Here is an 18,797-nt window from a genome sequence, read left to right as displayed (position 1 = left end):
GGAGCATGACAACCGACAGCCTCCGGAGCGGGCCCCTCGCAGACGGCAGCCGAGAGCGGGGCGGAGGCCTGCCGCTGCGGGAGCACCTGCCCGCCGGCCCGGACCCCGCCGCCTGCGGCGTTCCCGTGCTCGACGTCGCGGTCCCCGTCTTCAACGAGGAGGAGGACCTGCGTCCCTGCGTCCTGCGCCTCCACGAGCATCTCTCCCGCACCTTTCCGTATGCCTTCCGCATCACCGTCGCCGACAACGCGAGCACCGATTCCACCCCCGCCGTCGCGGCCGCGCTGGCGTCGGAGCTGCGCGGGGTGCGGTACGTACGGCTGGAGGAGAAGGGGCGCGGGCGGGCTCTGCGTACGGTGTGGTCGGGCTCCGACGCCCCGGTCCTCGCGTACATGGACGTCGACCTCTCCACCGACCTCAACGCCCTCCTCCCGCTGGTCGCCCCGCTGATCTCCGGCCACTCCGACCTGGCCATCGGCTCGCGGCTGAGCCGGAGTTCGCGGGTGGTGCGGGGGCCGAGGCGGGAGTTCGTCTCGCGCGCGTACAACCTGATCCTGCGCTCCTCGCTGGCCGCCGGGTTCAGCGACGCCCAGTGCGGGTTCAAGGCGATCCGGCGAGAGGTGGCAGAGCGGCTGCTGCCGATGGTGGAGGACAGCGGCTGGTTCTTCGACACCGAGCTGCTGGTCCTCGCCGAGCGGGCCGGGCTGCGCATCCACGAGGTGCCCGTCGACTGGGTCGACGACCCCGACTCGACCGTCCGCATCGTGCGGACGGCCGTCGAGGACCTGAAGGGCGTGTGGCGGGTGGGGCGGGCGCTGGCCGTCGGCGCGCTTCCCCTGGACCGGCTGGCCCGGCCCTTCGGGGACGACCCGCGCGACCGGGCGCTGGCCGGTGTGCCGTGTGGACTGGCCCGCCAGCTGGTCGGGTTCTGTGTCGTGGGGGTGCTGTCCACCCTCTTCTACCTGCTCCTGTACTCCCTCCTGCGGCTCGGGATCGGGCCGCAGGCCGCCAACGGCGGTGCGCTGCTCGTCTCCGCCGTCGCCAACACCGCCGCCAACCGCCGGCTCACCTTCGGCGTACGCGGCCGGGCCGGGGCCGTCCGCCACCAGGCTCAGGGGCTCGTCGTCTTCGCCATCGGCCTCGTGCTGACCAGCGGTTCGCTCGCGGCGCTGGGCGCGGCCTCCGGATCGCCCTCCCACGGTACGGAGCTGGCCGTTCTGATCACCGCCAACCTCGCGGCCACCGTGCTGCGCTTCCTGCTCCTGCGCGCCTGGGTCTTCCCGGCCCGCGCCTGCCATGACCCCGAGGATGTCCGATGACCACGACCGCCGCCCCGCGCCCGGCACCCACGGCCCAAGGCCCCCGCTGGGCTCGGCCCGCGCTGTACGGGCTGCTGCTGGCCGTCGGCCTCGCCTACCTCCACAACCTCAGCGCCTCCGGTTACGCCAACTCCTTCTACTCAGCCGCCGTCCAGGCGGGCAGCCAGAGCTGGAAGGCCTTCTTCTTCGGCTCGCTGGACTCCGCGAGCGCCATCACCGTCGACAAGCCGCCCGCCGCGCTCTGGCCGATGGCCCTGTCGGTACGGCTGTTCGGGCTCAGCTCCTGGGCGATCCTGGCCCCTCAGGTCCTGATGGGCGTGGCCACGGCGGCCGTACTCAACACCGCCGTACGCCGTCGGTTCGGGGCGGTCGCCGGGCTGATCGCGGTGGGCGTGTTCGCGCTGACGCCGGTCGCCGCGCTGATGTTCCGCTTCAACAACCCGGACGCGCTGCTCGCCCTGCTGATGACCGTCACCGTGTGGTGCGTGCTGCGGGCGCTGGAGGAGGGGCGGACGGCGTGGCTGCTGTGGGCGGGTGCGACGGTCGGTCTCGCGTTCCTGACGAAGACCCTCCAGGCGTTCTTGATCCTGCCGCCGCTGGCCGTGCTGTACGCGGTGTGCGCCCCCGTCTCCGTACGGAAGCGGCTGGGTCAACTCGCCCTGTCGGCCATGGTGATGGTGGTCTGCGGCGGGTGGTGGGTCGCGCTCGTCGAGCTGCTGCCCGCCTCCTCGCGGCCGTACGTCGGCGGCTCGCAGAACAACTCGTTCCTGGAGCTGAGCTTCGGCTACAACGGGCTCGGCCGGCTCAACGGCGAGGAGACCGGAAGCGTCGGGGGCGGCGGCCGCGGGGGCGGTGGCGGTCGCTGGGGCGAGACCGGGATCGGGCGGATGTTCAACGCCGAGGTCGGGGGGCAGATCGCCTGGCTGCTGCCCGCCGCGCTGATCCTGCTGGTGGCCGGTCTGTGGCTGACCCGGAAGGCCGCCCGGACCGATGCCGCGCGGGCCTCCTTCCTCGCCTGGGGCGGGTCGCTGGTCATGACGGCCGCGGTGTTCAGCTTCATGGCGGGGATCTTCCACCAGTACTACACGGTGGCGCTGGCTCCCTACCTCGCGGCGCTCGTCGCCATGGGGGTCACGGTGCTGTGGGAGGAGCGGGGCGCCCGCTGGCCGAGGGCGGTGCTGGCGGGGGCGGTGGCCGTCACGGTGGTCTGGGCGTACGTCCTGCTGGACCGGACCCCCAACTACCTGCCGTGGCTGCGGTGGGCGGTGCTCGCGGGCGGGTTCGTGGGCGCGCTCGGGCTGCTGGTCGCGGGGCGGTCCGGCGGGCGGGGCCTGGCCCTCGCCGTGGTCGGGCTGAGCTTCGCGGCGTCGCTTGCGGGCCCGGCCGCGTACACCGTCAGCACCCTGAGCACCGGCCACCAGGGGTCCATCGTGACCGCCGGGCCGTCGGGCGGCATGGGCGGGCCCGGGAGGCCTGGGGGGCCCGGGGGAGACGGCCGGGGCGGGCCGGGGGGCGGCGATGGCGGCCGTGGGCAGCGTGCCGGAACGCAACCTCCGGGCGGCCAGAGGCAGTTCCCCGGGCAGGCTGACCGGCAGGGCCGGGATCAGGGCATGCGGGCCCCGGGCGGCGGAGGAGGCGGCGGCATGGGCGGGCTGCTCAACGGCGCCTCCGTCAGCGCCGAGGCCGGGGCGCTCCTGGCGAAGGGGGCGGGCGACTACACCTGGGCCGCCGCGGCCATCGGCGCGCAGAACGCCGCCAGCTACCAACTGGCCACCGGGGAACCGGTGATGGCGATCGGCGGCTTCAACGGGAGCGACCCGTCACCGACGCTTGACCGGTTCAAGAAGTACGTGGAGGAAGGGCAGATCCACTACTTCGTCCAGGGCGGCGGTATGGGCGGCGGAACGGGTAGGGACGGTGGGGCCTCGTCCCTGATCTCCTCCTGGGTGACGGAGAACTTCACCGAGGTCACCGTCGGCAGCGCCACCTTCTACGACCTGACGCGGCCGCTCGGTTGACGGCGGGGCGTACGCGGTCGGGCTCAGAACCCAGCCGCGTACGTCCAGAAGTCCCGCATCACCCCGGGTGCGGTGGGTCCGCTCATCTCCATCTGGGAGAGCAGGACGGCGACCGTGCCCGTGGCGGGGATGACGTGGGCCGTGGTTCCGGTGCCGCCGACCCAGCCGTAGCGGCCCAGGACGTTCCACGGGGCCGTGATCTCGACGTCCACCGCGCCGCCGAACCCCCAGCCCTGGCCCTCCGTGAACAGTCCGCTCGCGGCGCGCTGCTCCGGGGTCAGGTGGTCGGTGAGCATCTGGCGGACCGACTCGGCGGTCAGCACCCGGCGGCCGTCGTCCGCCAGGCCCCCGGCGAGCAGCATCCGGCCGAAGGCGCACCAGTCGTCGGCGGTCGAGACGAGGCCCCCGGCGCCGGACGGGAAGGCGGGCGGGCCGCTCCACTGCCCGTCGGGGCCGTCCACCAGCTCGGGCGCGCCCGGCTTCCCGTCCGGCCCCGCCGCCCCGGCCCGGTAATAGCTGGTGAACCGGTCCAGCGCGGCGGGCTCCACGGCGAACCCGGTGTCCGTCATCCCGAGGGGGCCGAAGAGCCGCTCCGCCAGGTAGGCGGGCAGCGGGCGGTCGGCGACCCGGGCGATGAGGACCCCGAGGATGTCGGCGCACGTGTTGTAGAGCCAGCCGTCGCCCGGCTGGTGGAGCAGCGGGATACGGGACAGCGCGGTCATCCAGGCGTCCGGCGCGGGTACGGCCTGCGGCTGCGGAGGGCCCTGTTTCAGCTCGGCGAACAGCGGGGCGACGGCCGGGAGCGAGAAGTCGGACGGGAAGCCGTACCCGGCGCGGAAGGTCAGCAGGTCCAGGAGGGTGATCGGACGGACCGCCGACACCACGTCGTCGACCGGGCTCCGCGGGGTCCGCACGACCAGCGGCGAGGACAGCTCGGGCAGCCACGCCGCGACCGGGTCCGCGGGGGCGATCAGGCCGTCCTCGACGAGCGTCATGGCGGCAGCCGCCACGATCGGCTTGGTGATCGAGGCGATGCGGAAGAGCGAGTCCCGCCGTATCGGCGCGGAACCGGCGAGGCCCGCCGTACCGGCTGCCACGACCTCGACCCGGTCGCCCCGGGCGACCAGGGCCACCGCGCCCGGCATCGCTCCCTCGGCGATGTGGGCGTCGAGAAGTGCCCGCAGATCGCGCGGTTTGTTCGAGGGGTTCATGACCGGTTGTCCTCCGGGTGCGGTGCGGTGCGGCATGGTCCTGTGGGCTCTGTGGGCTCTGTGGGCTCTGTGGGCTCTGTGGGCTCTGTGGGCTGTCGGGCAGGTGGGCAGGTGGGGACTCGGCGGTCCTCAGGAACTCATCGCTCCGTCCTCCGCAGCACCAGGTCCGCCACCACCGGCCGGTGGTCCGAGGCCTCGCTCTCCGGCACCCACGCACGCCGCACCTGGGCAGCCCTCGACACCGCCACGTAGTCGATCCGCTTGACCGGGTCCCGCGCGGGGAAGGTCGGCGCGCCCGGGTCGGCGTCCGTCAGCTCCCTCCACAGCGGGGCCAGCTCCGGGGCGCCCGGCTCCGCGTTGAGGTCGCCGAGGAGGATGCGCGGGCCCCGGTCCTCGGCCATGATCCGCCGGGTGTCGGCGACCTGGGCGACGCGTACGGCGGGGTCCGGGCGGTGGTCGAGGTGGGTCGCGTACACGTGGACGGGCAGGCCCCGCACCCGCACGACGACCTCGCCGAACCCCGGGGCCGGGGCCGGGACCGGGTTCGGGTCCTGGGTCGAGAGGCGGGTGATCTCGTGGTTCTCGGCGGCCAGGATGCGGTGCCGGGAGAGGATCGCCACCCCGTACTCCGCGCGCGGGCCGCCCGGCTCGGCCGGGTCAAGGCTGTAGATCGGCGCGAAGGACACGTACATGTTCAGCCGCCGGGCCAGCTCGCCCGCGAGGTCACGCCACTGGCTGCGTGCGCCCCAGTGCCGATCGACCTCCTGAAGTCCGATCACATCCGCGTCCAGCGACCGAAGTTCGGCCACCTGGCCGTCCAGGTCGAAGACGTGTTCCATGGTCGCCCCGGCGTGGATGTTGTACGTGGCGACGCGCAGCGGCACGGCGTCGGGGACGGTCTCGGATGCGGCGGCCGGTGTCTGCGTGAGTGTCGTGCCCAACAGTGCTGCCGCCGCCAGGAGTTGCATCGTACGGCGACGGGGGCGGGATGACATGGCTCTCCAACCGGCCGGAAAATCGCGCACTTTGTCAGGTCTGAGTCGGAAACCGTAACCGCTCGGCCGCCCCGGGACCCACCGGCGCGGCGGTGTGGCGGCGCGAAGATTTGACTTGTACGCCGTATAAGGACTGCTCTACGGTGTACACCGACCACGTCCTATACACCGTATAGCCGCAGAGCCGTGGGGCCGTAGCCCCCCGGAGCTCAAGGAGCCCGCATGACGACGCCCGCCGCCGCACAGCGGCACGACCTCGCCCCCCAGGGGCACCCGCAGCGCTGGCTGATCCTCGGCGTCATCTGCCTGGCCCAGCTCACCGTGCTGCTCGACAACACCGTCCTCAACGTCGCGATCCCCTCCCTCACCACGGAACTCGACGCCTCCACCGCCGATGTGCAGTGGATGATCAACGCCTACTCGCTCGTCCAGTCCGGGCTGCTGCTCACGGCGGGCAGCTCCGCGGACCGCTACGGGCGCAAGAGGATGCTGATCGTGGGCCTCGCCCTGTTCGGCGTCGGGTCGCTGGTGGCGGGGCTCGCACAGTCCTCGGGTCAGCTCATCGCGGCCCGCGCCGGGATGGGCGTCGGCGGTGCGCTGCTGCTCACCACCACGCTCGCCGTCGTGGTGCAGATCTTCGACGACACCGAGCGGGTCAAGGCGATCGGGATCTGGTCGACGGTGAACTCCCTCGGCTTCGCGGCGGGTCCGCTGTTCGGCGGGTTCGTCCTCGACCACTTCTGGTGGGGCGCGATCTTCCTCATCAATATTCCGGTCGCCCTGATCGCTCTGGCCGCCGTCGTCCGGCTCGTACCGGAATGGAGGAACGCCCGGGGGGAGCGGCCCGACCTGCTGGGCGCGCTGCTCTCCACGATCGGTATGACCGCGGTCGTGTTCGCGATCATCTCCGGTCCGGAGCACGGCTGGGCGTCCGGCCGGGTGCTGCTGACGGCGTTCCTCGGGGTCGCGGTGCTCGCCGGGTTCGTGCTGTGGGAGCTGCGCATCCCGCACCCGATGCTCGATATGCACTTCTTCCGGAACCAGAAGTTCATCGGCGCGGTGGCGGGGGCGATCCTGGTCGCCTTCGGGATGGGAGGTTCGCTCTTCCTGCTCACCCAGCACCTCCAGTTCGTGCTCGGCTACGGGCCGTTGGAGGCCGGTCTGCGGACCGCCCCGATGGCGCTCACCGTGGTCGCCCTCAATCTGACGGGGCTGGGCGCCCGCCTGGTCGGCAGGCTGGGCACGCCCACCGTCATCGCGGCGGGGATGACCTCCCTGGCGGCCGGCCTCGCGGCCGTCGCGGTGCTCGGGCGCGGCGGATACGGCGGGATGCTGCTCGGGCTGGTCGTGATGGGGGCGGGGATCGCGCTGGCGATGCCCGCGATGGCCAACGCCATCATGAGCGCCATTCCGCCGGAGAAGGCCGGGGTCGGCGCGGGGGTCAACGGCACGCTCGCGGAGTTCGGCAACGGGCTCGGGGTCGCGGTGCTCGGCGCGGTGATGAACGCCCGGTTCGCCGCCCTCGTACCGGCCGCCGTCGGCGCGGCCTCACTGCCCGCCGCCCTGGCGTCCGCCGACGGCCCGGGCGAGCGCGAGCTGATCAAGGACGCCTTCGCCTCGGGCCTGGAGGTGAGCCAGCTGGCCGGTGCGGTCGCGGTGCTGGCGGGCGGCCTGCTCGCCGCGCTGTTGCTGCGCCGGGCCGCGCGGGCGGAGGCGGCGGCGGCGAAGACGGATGCGGTGGAGGCGGTTGACCAGGTGGAAAAGGCCGGGGACCGGGCAGGATCGACGGGACCGGCGGCATAGCATCGGACGGGACGCGCGTACCGGACCGTGAGCATCCGGTGCGCCGTCCCTCCGGCAGGCCCGCGCAAGACGAGGAGAGTGCGCCATGGTGTCCGCGTCCGACGGTGTGAAGAATCCCGCGCGGACCAGCGTCTGGCTGGACCGGCGGACGCCCTCGCGCTCCCGCAGGTCCGAGTCGCCGGCCGGCCTGGACCGCAACCGGATCACCGAGGCGTCGGTACGGCTGCTGGACGCCGAGGGCCTCGCCAGGTTCTCGATGCGCCGGCTCGCCGCCGAGCTGGACGTCACCGCGATGTCCCTCTACTGGTACGTCGACACCAAGGACGACCTCCTGGAGCTGGCGCTGGACTCGGTGTACGCCGAGATCACCCCGCCCACGGAGGACGCCGACTGGCGGGTGCGGCTGCGGGAGTTCGCCCGCAGCTACCGCGAACTGCTCGTCCGCCACATCTGGATCTCCCCGCTGGCCGGGACCTTCCTCAACATCGGCCCGAACTCGATGCTGTGCTCGTACGCCGTCCAGGACATCATCCGGGCCACCGGCCTCCCGCTGGAGAGGCAGACGGGCGCGCTCTCGGCGGTCTTCCAGTTCGTGTACGGGTTCGGCACCGTCGAGGGCCACTTCAAGGCGCGGTGCGACGCGACCGGGATGACGCAGGACCAGTACCACCAGCAGGCGATGGGCACGATCCGGTCGCTGCCCCACCTGCGGCAGATCGTCGAGGCGTCCGACGCCCTGATGGCGGCCCGGGGCGGGGACACCGTCGAGGAGATGCGCGAGCGGGACTTCGTCTTCGCGCTGGACCTGCTGATCGCGGGCATCGAGGCGATGCGCGACCGGGCCTCCGCCGCGCCGGGGGAGGCCGCTCAGTAGCCGCGCCCCACGTCCACCGCCGACGCCGGGCGGCGGCCCGCCGCCACGGCCTGCCAGCACGCGGCGAAGTCCACGGCCACGTCCTCGTCGGCGGTGATCCCCGCGGAGTGCGAGGTGATCACCGTACGGGGCAGCCGCCAGACCGGGTCGCCGGGTGCGGCCGGTTCCTCGGGCAGCACGTCCAGCACGGCCCCCCGTACCCCGCCGCCCCGCAGCGCCTCCTCCAGCGCCCCCAGGTCCACCGTCGCGCCCCGCCCCACGCCGACGAACGTCGCACCCCGCACCGCGCCGAACCGGTAGGCCCCGAAGAAGCCCTCCGTCGCCTCGGTCAACGGGAGCGTGGAGACCACCCACCGCGCCGCGCCCAGCGCCTCCCGGTCCGCGTCGGCCCCGATCACCCGGTCGAAGCCCGCCGCGGGCCGCGGCGTGCGGGCGACGCCCACCGTGTGCACTCCGCAGGCCTGCAACAGCCGTCCGACGGCCGTACCGATCCGGCCGGTGCCGTAGATCAGCGCGGTCTGCCCGGCGGCGAGCTCCGAGGGGAGCCGCTGCCACTGCGCGCGGGCGTGCTGGGCGGTGAACTCCGGTACGGACTGGCACTCGGCGAGCACCCAGGCCAGGACGTACTGGGCGATCCGCTCGCCCATCCGGCCCACGGTCCGGGTCAGCAGTGCCCCGGCGGGCCAGTGCCCCGCCGAAAGGAGGGAGTCCGTACCGGCGTTGACGCTGTGGAACCACAGCAGCCGCTCCGTCCGCAGCGCCTCGGGCAGTGCGTCCCCCACGCACAGCAGCGGGGCGCCGGGCGGTGGCGGTACGTCGGTCAGGGGCTCCGCGCTCCGGCCGGTGATCCGCTCCAACTCCCCTACCAGGGAGGCGTTCAGGGCGGGCGCGACCAGGAGGCGCGCACGCGCGAGGGCCCGGTGGGCGTCCCCCGTCACCGGGAACCCGTCCGCCCGGGCAGCGTCTCGCCCCGCACCGTCTGGATGTCCGGCCGGGCGTCGGCCAGCGGGCCCCGGGCGGACCCGGCCCGGACGACGCCCCGGACCGTGGCGCCGGGCGGCAGCGCGGCCTCGACGCGGGTGACGCCCTCGCCGGCGATCTCCACCGGCGGCGCGAGCGGGCGGAACCCGGCCGCGTCGGCCGCGGCGGTCACGGCCCCCGGGACCAACTCGCCGAAGGCGGACTCACCGGTCGGGCCGGACGTCCCGGTGGCCGGTGCATCGCCCTGGACGCCGGTCACCGACCATCACGCCCTACGGCGGGGACCGCTGCCTCCGCCCCGACGAGGGTGTCCGCGGTGACCGGCTCCTCGTCCGCCGTGTTCGTCTTCAGGGCGACCTCCTTGATGAAGATCGTCACGATGAAGGCGACGAGCGCGCACGGGGCGGCGTACAGGAAGACGTCGCCGACGCCGTGGCCGTACGCGGCCTCCATGACCAGGCGGAGCGGCTCGGGCAGCTTGTCCAGGTCGGGGATGCCCCCGCCGCCCGTACCGCCGTGGCCGAACGCCGCACCCTCGGGGCCGAGTTCGGCCAGGCCGTCCTTGACGTAGTGGGTGACCCGGTTGCCGAGGACCGCGCCGAGCGCCGAGACGCCGATCGCGCCGCCGAGGGAGCGGAAGAAGGTGACCACCGAACTCGCGGAGCCGAGGTCCTCGGGGGCGACCTGGTTCTGTGTGGCGAGGACCAGGTTCTGCATCATCATGCCGATGCCGAGACCCATGACGAACATGTAGACGGCGACCTGCCAGTAGGCGGTGTCGTACCGGATCGTGCCGAGCATCCCGAGCCCCGCCGTGACCAGGAAGCCACCGCTGACCAGCCAGGCCTTCCAGCGGCCCGTCTTGGTGATGACCTGGCCGGAGATCGTCGACGAGAGGAAGAGGCCCGCGATCATCGGGATCGTCATGACACCGGACATCGTCGGCGACTTGCCGCGCGCCAGCTGGAAGTACTGGCTGAAGAAGACCGTGCCCGCGAACATCGCGATGCCGACGAACAGCGAGGCGACCGAGGCCAGGGTGATGGTGCGGTTGCGGAACAGGCGCAGCGGAATGATCGGCTCACTGGCCCGCGACTCGATGAGCACGAAGATCAGGCCGAGCAGCACCGAGCCCGCGACCATCACGTACGTCTGCCAGGACAGCCAGTCGTACTTGTCGCCCGCGAAGGTCACCCAGACCAGCAGCAGTGAGACGGCGGCGCTGATGAAGAACGCGCCCGACCAGTCGACCTTGACCTCGCGCTTGACGACCGGGAGCTTCAGGGTCTTCTGGAGCACGATCAGGGCGATGATCGCGAACGGCACGCCCACGTAGAAGCACCAGCGCCAGCCCATCCAGCTGGTGTCGGTGATGACACCGCCGAGCAGCGGGCCGCCGACGGTGGCGACGGCGAACACCGCGCCCAGGTAGCCGCTGTAGCGGCCGCGCTCGCGCGGGGCGATCATCGCGGCCATCACGATCTGCGCGAGGGCGGAGAGACCGCCGACGCCGATGCCCTGGATGACCCGGCAGGCGATGAGCATGCCACTGCTGGTCGAGAGCCCGGCGACGACCGAGCCCAGCACGTAGATGATCAGGGCTATCTGGACCAGCAGCTTCTTGCTGAAGAGGTCCGAGAGCTTGCCCCAGAGCGGGGTGGTGGCGGTCATGGCCAGCAGTGAGGCCGTGACGACCCAGGTGTAGGCGCTCTGGCCGCCGCCGAGGTCGGAGATGATCTCCGGCAGGGCGTTGGAGACGACCGTCGACGACAGGATCGCGACGAACATGCCGAGCAGCAGCCCGGTCAGCGCTTCCATGATCTGCCGGTGCGTCATCGGCGTGCCGTCGGGGGCGCCGGAGCCGCTGTGACCTCCGCGGCCGCCATGGCCTCCGTGCTTGGCGTGGCCGCCCCGCACACCGGTCGGTGTGGTCGTAGCCATTGAGTTCCTTATCCGTGCGTATTCGCTTCTGTTACACAGGTGTACGGGTGTGAGTGCCGGTACGGGTGCGGCACCCTCCGGTGTGGCTTCCGGGGGCGCAGCCGTCCGACCCGCGGCAGGCGAAGCTGTCGCGCAGCCGGGACAGCAGCGCGTTCAGCTGTCCGACGTCGTCGTCGGACCAGTCCGCGAGGTTCCGGGCGAACATCTCGGTGACCCGCCCGCTCAGCTCGTCGAGCTGAGCGCGCCCGTCGGGGGTCAGCCGCAGGATGCGGGACCGCTTGTCCGCCGGGTCCGGGGACCGTTCGATCCAGCCGTGCTCGGCCACATGGGCCACATGGCGGCTGGTCACCGACATGTCCACGGCCAGCAGCTCGGCGAGCCTGCTGATCCGCATCTCGCCGTGCCGGTCCAGGAGCGTCAGTACGGCGGCCGAACCGCCGGGACACTCGGGGGGCAGCGCGCGGGTGAGCCCCCGTTTGACGGCCCCGACGGCGCTGAGCTGCCGGGCCAGTTCCTCGTAACTACTCCGTGCGGCCACTGGAACCCCCAACGCGTCGGCGCATAGGTGGTTGACGCATATGTTGTTGCTTAGGGCAACCATAGAAGCCGTTGGTTGCTACAGGCAAACGAAAATGGGCTTGCAGGAGTAAAGGAACGCAAAAGCCTCCGTAGGCTGCGGGTCAAGGCCCGGCGGGGCCCTGCTGGACGGCCCCGGAGCGGCCCCGGGGGTTGGGCCGGAGGCCCGGGTTCGCTAGGGTCCTGCCCCATGGCACACAACCCCCACGCCCCCCAGCCGGGCCCCGAGGGCAACCACGACCCGGCGGGCAGCACGCAGATGTTCCGCGCTTTTGTCGACGAGGGGGAGCCGCAGCAGCGGCAGCGGCCCGCGGCGACCTCGGCCGGGCCGAGAGCCGGGGTGATCGCGGCCGTGATCGCGGCCGTCCTCGTCCTCGGCGCGGTGGCCTGGCTCGCACTGGGCTGACGAACCGTCCGGCTCGCACTGGGCTGAGCAACCGTTCGGCCTACGGGCCCCGGGCCGCGCGTACGCGTGACCCGGGGCCCGTGGTCATTTCCAGACGGCGGACACGTCCTGGGTCTCGACGCGCATCCCCAGGGGGACCCGCCAGGAATCCACGCACACGGTGTACGTCTCCGTCCGCGCCGCGCCCGCGCCGATGGGGGCGGGCAGTGGCTGGGCCGTCCTGATCGTCGCCCAGTCGACACCGAGCGCGCCGATGATGTGCGTCGCGAAGGTGACGGTCCCCGAACGCGCCGGGGAGTCACCGGTGTTGCGGAACTCCACGGTCACCTTCTCGCACCACCGCCGGTCCGCCGCCGCGCGCTGCGGGGCGCTCAGCTTCAGCACGGCCGGGCCCGGGGGCGGGGCCGGGGGCGTTGGGGCGGGAGCGCCGGGCGTACCGGGCCCGGAGGGCCGACCGCCGCTGCCGTCACCCGGTTCGGGCGTCCTCGGCGGCGCCGGGGCGTCGGGGCGTCCGGCGGACGGTGACCCGGAACCGCCGCCGGAGGGCTTCGCGCTCGGCCGCACGGCGGAACCGCCTCCCTGACCGCCGGGTGTCCGCGTGCTCTCGCCGCCGCCGCTGTCGGGGCTGCCCTGAGCGCCTGCCTCCGGTGACGGGGGAGAGGCCCGGCCCCTACCGGAACCCGGGCCGTCGCCCGGCCCCTCTCCGGGGCGTCCCGCGCCCCGGCCGCTGTCTCCGTCGAGCGGGGTCAGCGTGACCTCCCCCGAGGGCTGCCCGGCCCCCTCGGGCGGCCGCTTACCGCCCTCGGCCGCCGCGCCCACGGCCACGTAGCCCTCGTCCCCGTCCGGGCCGCCCGCGCAGGCGGTCAGCGCACCGCCCAGACACAGCGCGGCCGCCGAGGCGACGATCGCGCTGCCCCGGCGGCCGGTGAAGCCGAATGACTGACGTGCCTGACGTGCCTGACGAGTCTTACGCATCTGACGGCGCATCGCGCCAGTGTGGCTGACGGTCCGTCAAATATGAACCCTCGTGAACAGGATCGGTCCACGGGCTCAGTCGGCGATGAGTCCTTCCCTGAGCTGCGCGAGCGTACGGGTCAGCAGCCGGGAGACGTGCATCTGGGAGATGCCGACCTCCTCGCCGATCTGCGACTGCGTCATGTTCGCGAAGAACCGCAGCATGATGATCTGGCGCTCGCGCGGGGCCAGTTTGGCCAGCAGCGGCTTCAGCGACTCGCGGTACTCCACGCCCTCCAGCGCCGAGTCCTCGTACCCGAGGCGGTCGGCGAGTGAGCCCTCGCCGCCGTCGTCCTCGGGCGAGGGGGAGTCGAGCGAGGAGGCGGTGTACGCGTTGCCCACGGCGAGACCGTCGACCACGTCCTCCTCGGAGACCCCGAGCGCGCGGGCGAGCTCCGGGACGGTCGGCGAGCGGTCGAGCTTCTGGGCGAGCTCGTCGCTGGTCTTGGTCAGCGCGAGCCGCAGCTCCTGGAGGCGCCGGGGGACCCGGACCGACCAGGAGGTGTCGCGGAAGAAGCGCTTGATCTCGCCGACGACGGTGGGCATCGCGAACGTGGGGAACTCCACGCCCCGTTCGCAGTCGAACCGGTCGATCGCCTTGATCAGGCCGATCGTGCCGACCTGGACGATGTCCTCCATCGGTTCGTTGCGGCTCCGGAACCGCGCCGCGGCGTAACGCACCAGCGGGAGGTTGAGCTCGATCAGTGTGTCCCGCACATAGGTCCGCTCCGGGCTGTCCGTTCCCTCGGGACCCGAGGCGGGACCGAGCGCGGCGAGCCGCAGGAACAGGGAGCGGGAGAGAGTGCGGGTGTCGATGGCTTCCGGCGAGCTGGTGAGCACGGCGGGTGCCGGCACGCTCTTCGTGAGCGTGAGCACCTTCGAGCTGCCCTGTTCTGCGGACATGCCACCCCCTTGAGGTCGCGGACGGTCGCGGTGGCCGCGACCATCGGAGGAACGCAGCCTCCACCTGAATACCGGAGGCGGGGCTGCGGCAAACGCGCTTCGAGCAGAATGTCACATGTCGGCAACACGCTGTAGTGACATGTCGACAAGTCAGCGCCGAATCCGCCCTGGAAACAGGGGGTGCAGGGCTTTTGTGCCGTCAGAACCGCTCTCCGGAGGGTCTACCCGTTCCGGTTACGCCTCGATCCTGTTTGCGGATCTCAGTCGGGCGAAACTTCGGGCCAGGAGCCTTGACACGTGCATCTGCGAGACGCCCAGCTCCGCGCTGATCTGGGACTGCGTCAAGTTGCTGTAGTAGCGCAGGAGAAGGATGCGCTGCTCGCGCTCGGGGAGTTGGACGAGGAGGTGGCGTACGAGGTCGCGGTGCTCGACGCCCGCGAGCGCGGGGTCCTCGTAGCCGAGCCGGTCGAGGAGGCCGGGCAGTCCGTCGCCCTCCTGGGCCGCCTCCAGCGAGGTCGCGTGGTAGGAGCGTCCGGCCTCGATGCAGGCCAGTACCTCGTCCTCGGAGATCTTCAGCCGCTCGGCGATCTCGCCGGTGGTCGGGGAGCGGCCGTGAGCGGTCGTCAGGTCCTCGGTGGCGCCGGTGACCTGGACCCAGAGCTCGTGCAGCCGTCGGGGGACATGGACGGTGCGCACGTTGTCGCGAAAGTAACGTTTGATCTCGCCGACGACGGTGGGCATCGCGAAGGTGGGGAACTGGACCCCGCGCTCCGGATCGAACCGGTCGATCGCGTTGATCAGGCCGATGGTGCCGACCTGGATGACGTCCTCCATCGGTTCGTTGCGGCTGCGGAACCGCGCCGCGGCGTACCGGACGAGGGGGAGGTTGGCCTCGATGAGGGCGGCCCGGACCCGGCGGTGTTCCGGGCTGCCCGGCTCCAGGTCCTTGAGCTGGCCGAAGAGGACCTGGGTGAGCGCCCGGGTGTCCGCGCCGCGGGCTCTGGCGGGGGTGACGGAGGGGTCCGGGGTCTCGGTCTGGACGTCCTGGAGGTCCTCGGTCTGGACGTTCTGGGGAGGCACTTGAGGCGCTGTACTGGCCGGCACGGTGACGCCACCCCTTTGCGGTCAACTACGGTCAACTCATCCGTCAAAAGCGGTCATAGCATCACAAGACATGTCCACTGTGTGCAAGCACCGCAAAACACCGTGTTGACCCCGTAAACCCATTAATCGCACGACAAAACCCCCCGCCTGAACGGCGAGGGGTCGACGCGGCCGGGGCGGGCCGGGGGCGGGGAGCGGTCAGAAGGGGTAGTCCGCGATCACCCAAGTGGCGAATTCCCGCCACTGTCCCGCGGCCGCCTGGTGGGCCGGGTGCTCGATGTAGCGCTTGAGGGCGTCCTCGTCGGCGACGGCGGAGTTGATGGCGTAGTCGTACGCGATCGGCCGGTCGGTGATGTTCCAGGCGCACTCCCAGACCTCCAGCTCGGGGATCTGTCCCGCCAGCTCGCGGAAGGCCCGGTCGCCGGCGACCACCCGCGGGTCGTCGCGCTCGACGCCCTCGTTGAGCTTGAAAAGGACCAGGTGGCGGATCATGGCTATCCCTATTCCCGCTTCTTCTCTACGTGAGCTGCTTGAGCTACTTGACCAGTTCGGTCATGAAGTCGCCGACGCTCTGGGCGGCGCTGGAAACGCCCTCGAACCCTACCCCCACGAGCTCGGCGGACCGCTTGGGTGAGGTGATGATCGTGTACAGCACGAAGACCACCAGTATGTAGAGCGCGATCTTCTTCGCTTGCGCCACTTGTCCTTGCCTCCCCGTAGACCCCGCCGGTGCCCCGCCCGCAGCCCTGTGCGATCGGGCGATTGTATCCGCACGTTTGGCCGTATCCCGTGGCCGCTTCCCGCCGCCGGTCCGATCACTGACGCGGCCTTTAAGGACCTACGGCCCGGCCATCGAGGCCTTTTGCCCGCCCGTACGGCCTGGTGGTGCGCGGCAGGATGGATACCGAGCCCGACGGACCGGCAGGAACCGGAGGGCCGGAACGGGGCCTCTCTGTGGGTCCCCGCCGCGCGATACCCCCTGACCGCGGCGGGGGCCGGCAGGCCCTGTTCTCACCGGGGGAAGCGGCTTGTCCCCCCGATGCCGCTTCCCCCGACCTACTCGCCGGGACCCGGGCACCTCCTCGTGCCCGGGTCCTGGTTCTCCGGTCCCTGTGGGTCTCCGCCCCTGGGCCGATGACTCCTGGGCGCATACCGGCGATCATGGTGGCCTCACTGGCCTGGCCGAGGAGGAACGATGCAGATCGCACCGGTGGACTGGGTGGAGATTCCGGCCGGAGTGCTCCGGCGGGGCACCCCGGCCGATGACATCGCGCTGGTGGCCGAGCGCTATGCCGGCACCCGGGTGCCGGAGGCGTGGTACCGCAAGGAGGCTCCGAGCGCCGAGCTCCGCGTCCCCGCCTTCCGGATCGCCCGTACCCAGGTCACCGCCGGTCAGTGGGCCCTCTTCGCCGCCGCCACCGGCAGGCCCGCTCCCCGGGGCCCCGAGGACCATCCGGTCATCGGCGTGAGCTGGGACGAGGCGAGCGCCTACTGCCGCTGGCTGGGCGAGCGGACCGGTGACCCGGGCGTCCGGCTGCCCACGGAGGACGAGTGGGAGCGGGCCGCACGCGGGGACGACGGCCGGGAGTTCCCCTGGGGCGACGAGTACCGCACGGGGCTGGCCAACCTGGTGGACCTCGGCCTCGGCACGACCACCCCGGTCGGCTCGTTCCCCGAGGGGGCCAGCCCCTTCGGCGTCCTGGACATGGCGGGCAACGCCGACGAGTGGACCTCCACGCTGTACGCCCCCTACCCCGGCGCCCCCGCGGACGTGCCGCAGGTCGAGGACTGGGCCTTCGACCCCCACATCACCCGCGGCGGCGCGTTCCGCCACGACGTGGACCTGGCCCGCTGCGCCCGCCGCCACGGCGCCTACGAGAAGGACCTGGCCGCCATCGGAGTCGGTTTCCGCCTGGCGGCGTCGGCCCGCGTCGCCGGGTAGCCCCGCTCGGGCCGCCCCGGTCAGCCCGCGCCGGCCAGGAGTTCGGCGGCGGCGATGCCGGAGACCCGGGTCGCGCCGTGCGTCGTCACGTGCACGGCCCCCGGGCGGTCGCCGCCGGGCACGCCCATCTCGACGACCAGCGCGTCCGGGCGGTGGCGCAGGAGACCGGTCAGGGCCTGCGACATCCAGCCGTAGCGGGCCGCGTCGCGCACCACGACGACCAGCGCGCGTCCGGTGGCGGGTGCGAGTGCGGCCCGGTCCAGCAGGTCCTTCTCGCTCCGGAGTTCCGACTCGCCGAGCCGTACGGACGTGGTGCCGGGCCGCAGCGCGCGCAGCGGGCCGGCCACGCCCCACGGGGTGGAGCCGTCGATGGCGAGGTTCGTCACGGGGGACAGCTCGACCACGTGGGCGTCCCCCACGAGCGGGAACTCGGCCCGGGCGTCCTGGTTGCGGTGGACGGTGACCGCGCGCCGGGCGGCCACCAGGCCGATGCCGGCGGTCCGGCCGTCGGGGGCGGCGTCCCGGGCCAGCTTGGCGGACCAGGCGGCGAAGTCCTGTACGCGGGAGGCCGCTTCGGTCAGCCGCTCCTCGGGAATGGTGCCGTCCAGGACGGCGCGCACGATCGCGTCGGCCAGCTCGACGGTGGTGGACTCCTCGGCGCTCTCGCCGCCGACGCACACCGCGTCGCAGCCCCCGGCCACGGCCTTCACGGTCGCGCCCGCGATGCCGTAGCGGTCGGAGACGGCGCCCATCTCGATACCGTCGGTCACGACCAGGCCGGTGAAGCCGAGTTCGTCGCGGAGCAGGTCGTTGATGATCTTCTGGCTGAGGGTGGCGGGCAGCTCGCCGTCGTACGCCGGGGTGAGCATGTGCGCGGTCATGACCGTGCGGACACCCGCTTCCATGGCCGCGATGAACGGCGGCAGGGCGGTCCGGGCGATCGCGGAGGCGTCCGCCCCGGCCCGCGGCAGACCGTGGTGGGAGTCGACGTTGGTGTCGCCGTGGCCGGGGAAGTGCTTGGCGCAGGCGGCGACACCGGCGGACTGGAGGCCGCGGATCCAGGCGGCGGTGTGGCGGGAGACGACCTCGGTGCGCGGGCCGAAGGAGCGGACGCCGATCACCGGGTTCATCGGGTTGGAGTTCACGTCGGCGCTGGGCGCGTAGTTCAGCGAGACGCCGACCTCGCGCAGAGCCCGGCCGATGTCGCGGGCGACCTGCTCGGTGAGGTCGATGTCGTCGATGGCGCCGAGGGCGAGGTTGCCGGGCCAGGAGGAGCCGTCGCGCGCTTCGAGGCGGGTGACGTCGCCCGCCTCCTCGTCGATGGCGACGATCAGGTCGGGGTTCTCGGCGCGCAGCGACGCGGTGAGCGCGGCGACCTGCTCGGGCGTCTCGATGTTGCGCCCGAACAGGACGACGGAGCCGAGGCCTTCGCCGACCCTGCGGAGCAGCCAGTCCGGTGCGGTGGTCCCGACGAAGCCCGGCTGGAGCACGGAGTTGGCCAGCCTCATGAGTCCGGGGTGGCTGTTCTCTGCCATGAAGATCCTCAAGCTCGGGCACGATGCGGGGCCGAGGGAAATGCGTACCCCCGCGGCAATGGTGCAGGATGAAGGGGATGTTGGCCTATACCAATCTTCAGTGTCAAGACAACCGTTCGCCGAAGCGGCGGCTGACCCGCGGGTTTCCCCTTCCCGTCCGCGCTGCCTGATGGGT

At 72.4% G+C, this 18,797-nt stretch carries 16 protein-coding genes and 1 pseudogene; 6 read left to right on the top strand and 11 right to left on the bottom strand.

Translation table 11 applies throughout. From position 1 onward, the window contains the following. Positions 1-5 precede the first annotated feature (5 nt). Together RI138_RS15575 and RI138_RS15570 are read left to right on the top strand one after the other, a co-directional pair. A complete protein-coding gene (locus RI138_RS15575) occupies positions 6-1,319 on the top strand; it encodes a bifunctional glycosyltransferase family 2/GtrA family protein (RefSeq protein ID WP_311120418.1) in 1,314 nt (437 codons plus the stop codon). Next, positions 1,316-3,337, top strand: coding sequence for a mannosyltransferase YkcB-related protein (locus RI138_RS15570; protein WP_311120417.1), 2,022 nt, complete (start codon positions 1,316-1,318; stop codon positions 3,335-3,337). The genes RI138_RS15575 and RI138_RS15570 overlap by 4 nt, the downstream gene beginning before the upstream one ends. Positions 3,338-3,360: 23 nt before the next feature. Here RI138_RS15570 and RI138_RS15565 read toward each other — a convergent pair whose 3' ends face one another. Together RI138_RS15565 and RI138_RS15560 are read right to left on the bottom strand one after the other, a co-directional pair. Beyond that, the gene (locus RI138_RS15565; RefSeq protein ID WP_311120416.1) at positions 3,361-4,548 is read right to left on the bottom strand and encodes a serine hydrolase domain-containing protein; all 1,188 of its coding nucleotides are present in this window, start codon (positions 4,546-4,548) and stop codon (positions 3,361-3,363) included. A 137-nt stretch (positions 4,549-4,685) separates the two neighbouring features. Next, complete coding sequence (locus tag RI138_RS15560; RefSeq protein ID WP_311120415.1) at positions 4,686-5,543, bottom strand: endonuclease/exonuclease/phosphatase family protein; 858 nt, start codon at positions 5,541-5,543, stop codon at positions 4,686-4,688. A gap of 222 nt (positions 5,544-5,765) precedes the next feature. On the opposite strand from RI138_RS15560, the gene RI138_RS15555 reads away from it, so the two are divergent. Both RI138_RS15555 and RI138_RS15550 read left to right on the top strand, forming a co-directional pair. After that, the gene (locus RI138_RS15555; protein ID WP_311120414.1) at positions 5,766-7,346 is read left to right on the top strand and encodes an MFS transporter; all 1,581 of its coding nucleotides are present in this window, start codon (positions 5,766-5,768) and stop codon (positions 7,344-7,346) included. Between the two features lie 85 nt (positions 7,347-7,431). Further along, complete coding sequence (locus tag RI138_RS15550; protein WP_311120413.1) at positions 7,432-8,220, top strand: TetR/AcrR family transcriptional regulator; 789 nt, start codon at positions 7,432-7,434, stop codon at positions 8,218-8,220. On the opposite strand, the gene RI138_RS15545 is transcribed toward RI138_RS15550, so the two are convergent. The 3 genes and pseudogenes from RI138_RS15545 to RI138_RS15535 all read right to left on the bottom strand — a co-directional run bounded on the left by RI138_RS15545 (position 8,214) and on the right by RI138_RS15535 (position 11,680). After that, positions 8,214-9,158, bottom strand: a complete 945-nt coding sequence (locus RI138_RS15545; protein ID WP_311120412.1) for an NAD(P)-dependent oxidoreductase — start codon at positions 9,156-9,158, stop codon at positions 8,214-8,216. The two genes, RI138_RS15550 and RI138_RS15545, sit on opposite strands and share 7 nt — an antisense overlap. Positions 9,159-9,166: 8 nt before the next feature. Next, positions 9,167-11,142: pseudogene (locus RI138_RS15540) on the bottom strand (MDR family MFS transporter); the annotation flags it as partial. Between the two features lie 31 nt (positions 11,143-11,173). Next, a complete protein-coding gene (locus RI138_RS15535) occupies positions 11,174-11,680 on the bottom strand; it encodes a MarR family winged helix-turn-helix transcriptional regulator (RefSeq protein ID WP_096626616.1) in 507 nt (168 codons plus the stop codon). A 228-nt stretch (positions 11,681-11,908) separates the two neighbouring features. Between RI138_RS15535 and RI138_RS15530 the strand changes: the two genes are divergently transcribed. Then, a complete protein-coding gene (locus tag RI138_RS15530; RefSeq protein WP_096626615.1) occupies positions 11,909-12,124 on the top strand; it encodes a hypothetical protein in 216 nt (71 codons plus the stop codon). 84 nt (positions 12,125-12,208) lie between these two features. Here RI138_RS15530 and RI138_RS15525 read toward each other — a convergent pair whose 3' ends face one another. The 5 genes from RI138_RS15525 to RI138_RS15505 form a co-directional block, all read right to left on the bottom strand. After that, positions 12,209-13,111: a hypothetical protein gene (locus RI138_RS15525; protein ID WP_311120411.1), complete on the bottom strand. Its 903-nt coding sequence runs from the start codon at positions 13,109-13,111 to the stop codon at positions 12,209-12,211. Between the two features lie 63 nt (positions 13,112-13,174). Continuing rightward, entirely contained in the window at positions 13,175-14,041 is an 867-nt protein-coding gene (locus RI138_RS15520; RefSeq protein WP_096626612.1) for an RNA polymerase sigma factor SigF, read from the bottom strand. 234 nt (positions 14,042-14,275) lie between these two features. Then, positions 14,276-15,121, bottom strand: coding sequence for an RNA polymerase sigma factor SigF (locus RI138_RS15515; RefSeq protein WP_398863060.1), 846 nt, complete (start codon positions 15,119-15,121; stop codon positions 14,276-14,278). A 222-nt stretch (positions 15,122-15,343) separates the two neighbouring features. After that, positions 15,344-15,637 (bottom strand): Dabb family protein, encoded by a 294-nt coding sequence (locus RI138_RS15510; protein ID WP_311120409.1) that lies wholly within the window; start codon positions 15,635-15,637, stop codon positions 15,344-15,346. Between the two features lie 43 nt (positions 15,638-15,680). After that, complete coding sequence (locus tag RI138_RS15505; RefSeq protein ID WP_179500057.1) at positions 15,681-15,845, bottom strand: hypothetical protein; 165 nt, start codon at positions 15,843-15,845, stop codon at positions 15,681-15,683. A 495-nt stretch (positions 15,846-16,340) separates the two neighbouring features. Here RI138_RS15505 and RI138_RS15500 point away from each other — a divergent pair, with 495 nt between their 5' ends. Beyond that, positions 16,341-17,087, top strand: coding sequence for a formylglycine-generating enzyme family protein (locus RI138_RS15500; protein ID WP_311120408.1), 747 nt, complete (start codon positions 16,341-16,343; stop codon positions 17,085-17,087). A 20-nt stretch (positions 17,088-17,107) separates the two neighbouring features. Here the strand turns inward: RI138_RS15500 and RI138_RS15495 are convergent, their stop codons facing one another. Further along, complete coding sequence (locus tag RI138_RS15495) at positions 17,108-18,622, bottom strand: glycoside hydrolase family 3 protein (RefSeq protein WP_311120407.1); 1,515 nt, start codon at positions 18,620-18,622, stop codon at positions 17,108-17,110. Between the last annotated feature and the right edge of the window lie 175 nt (positions 18,623-18,797).

This window comes from Streptomyces durocortorensis (assembly GCF_031760065.1).
Classification (GTDB): Bacteria; Actinomycetota; Actinomycetes; order Streptomycetales; family Streptomycetaceae; genus Streptomyces.
The sequence above is the reverse complement of the archived record's forward strand: the minus strand, read 5'-3'. Positions and strand labels throughout refer to the sequence as shown.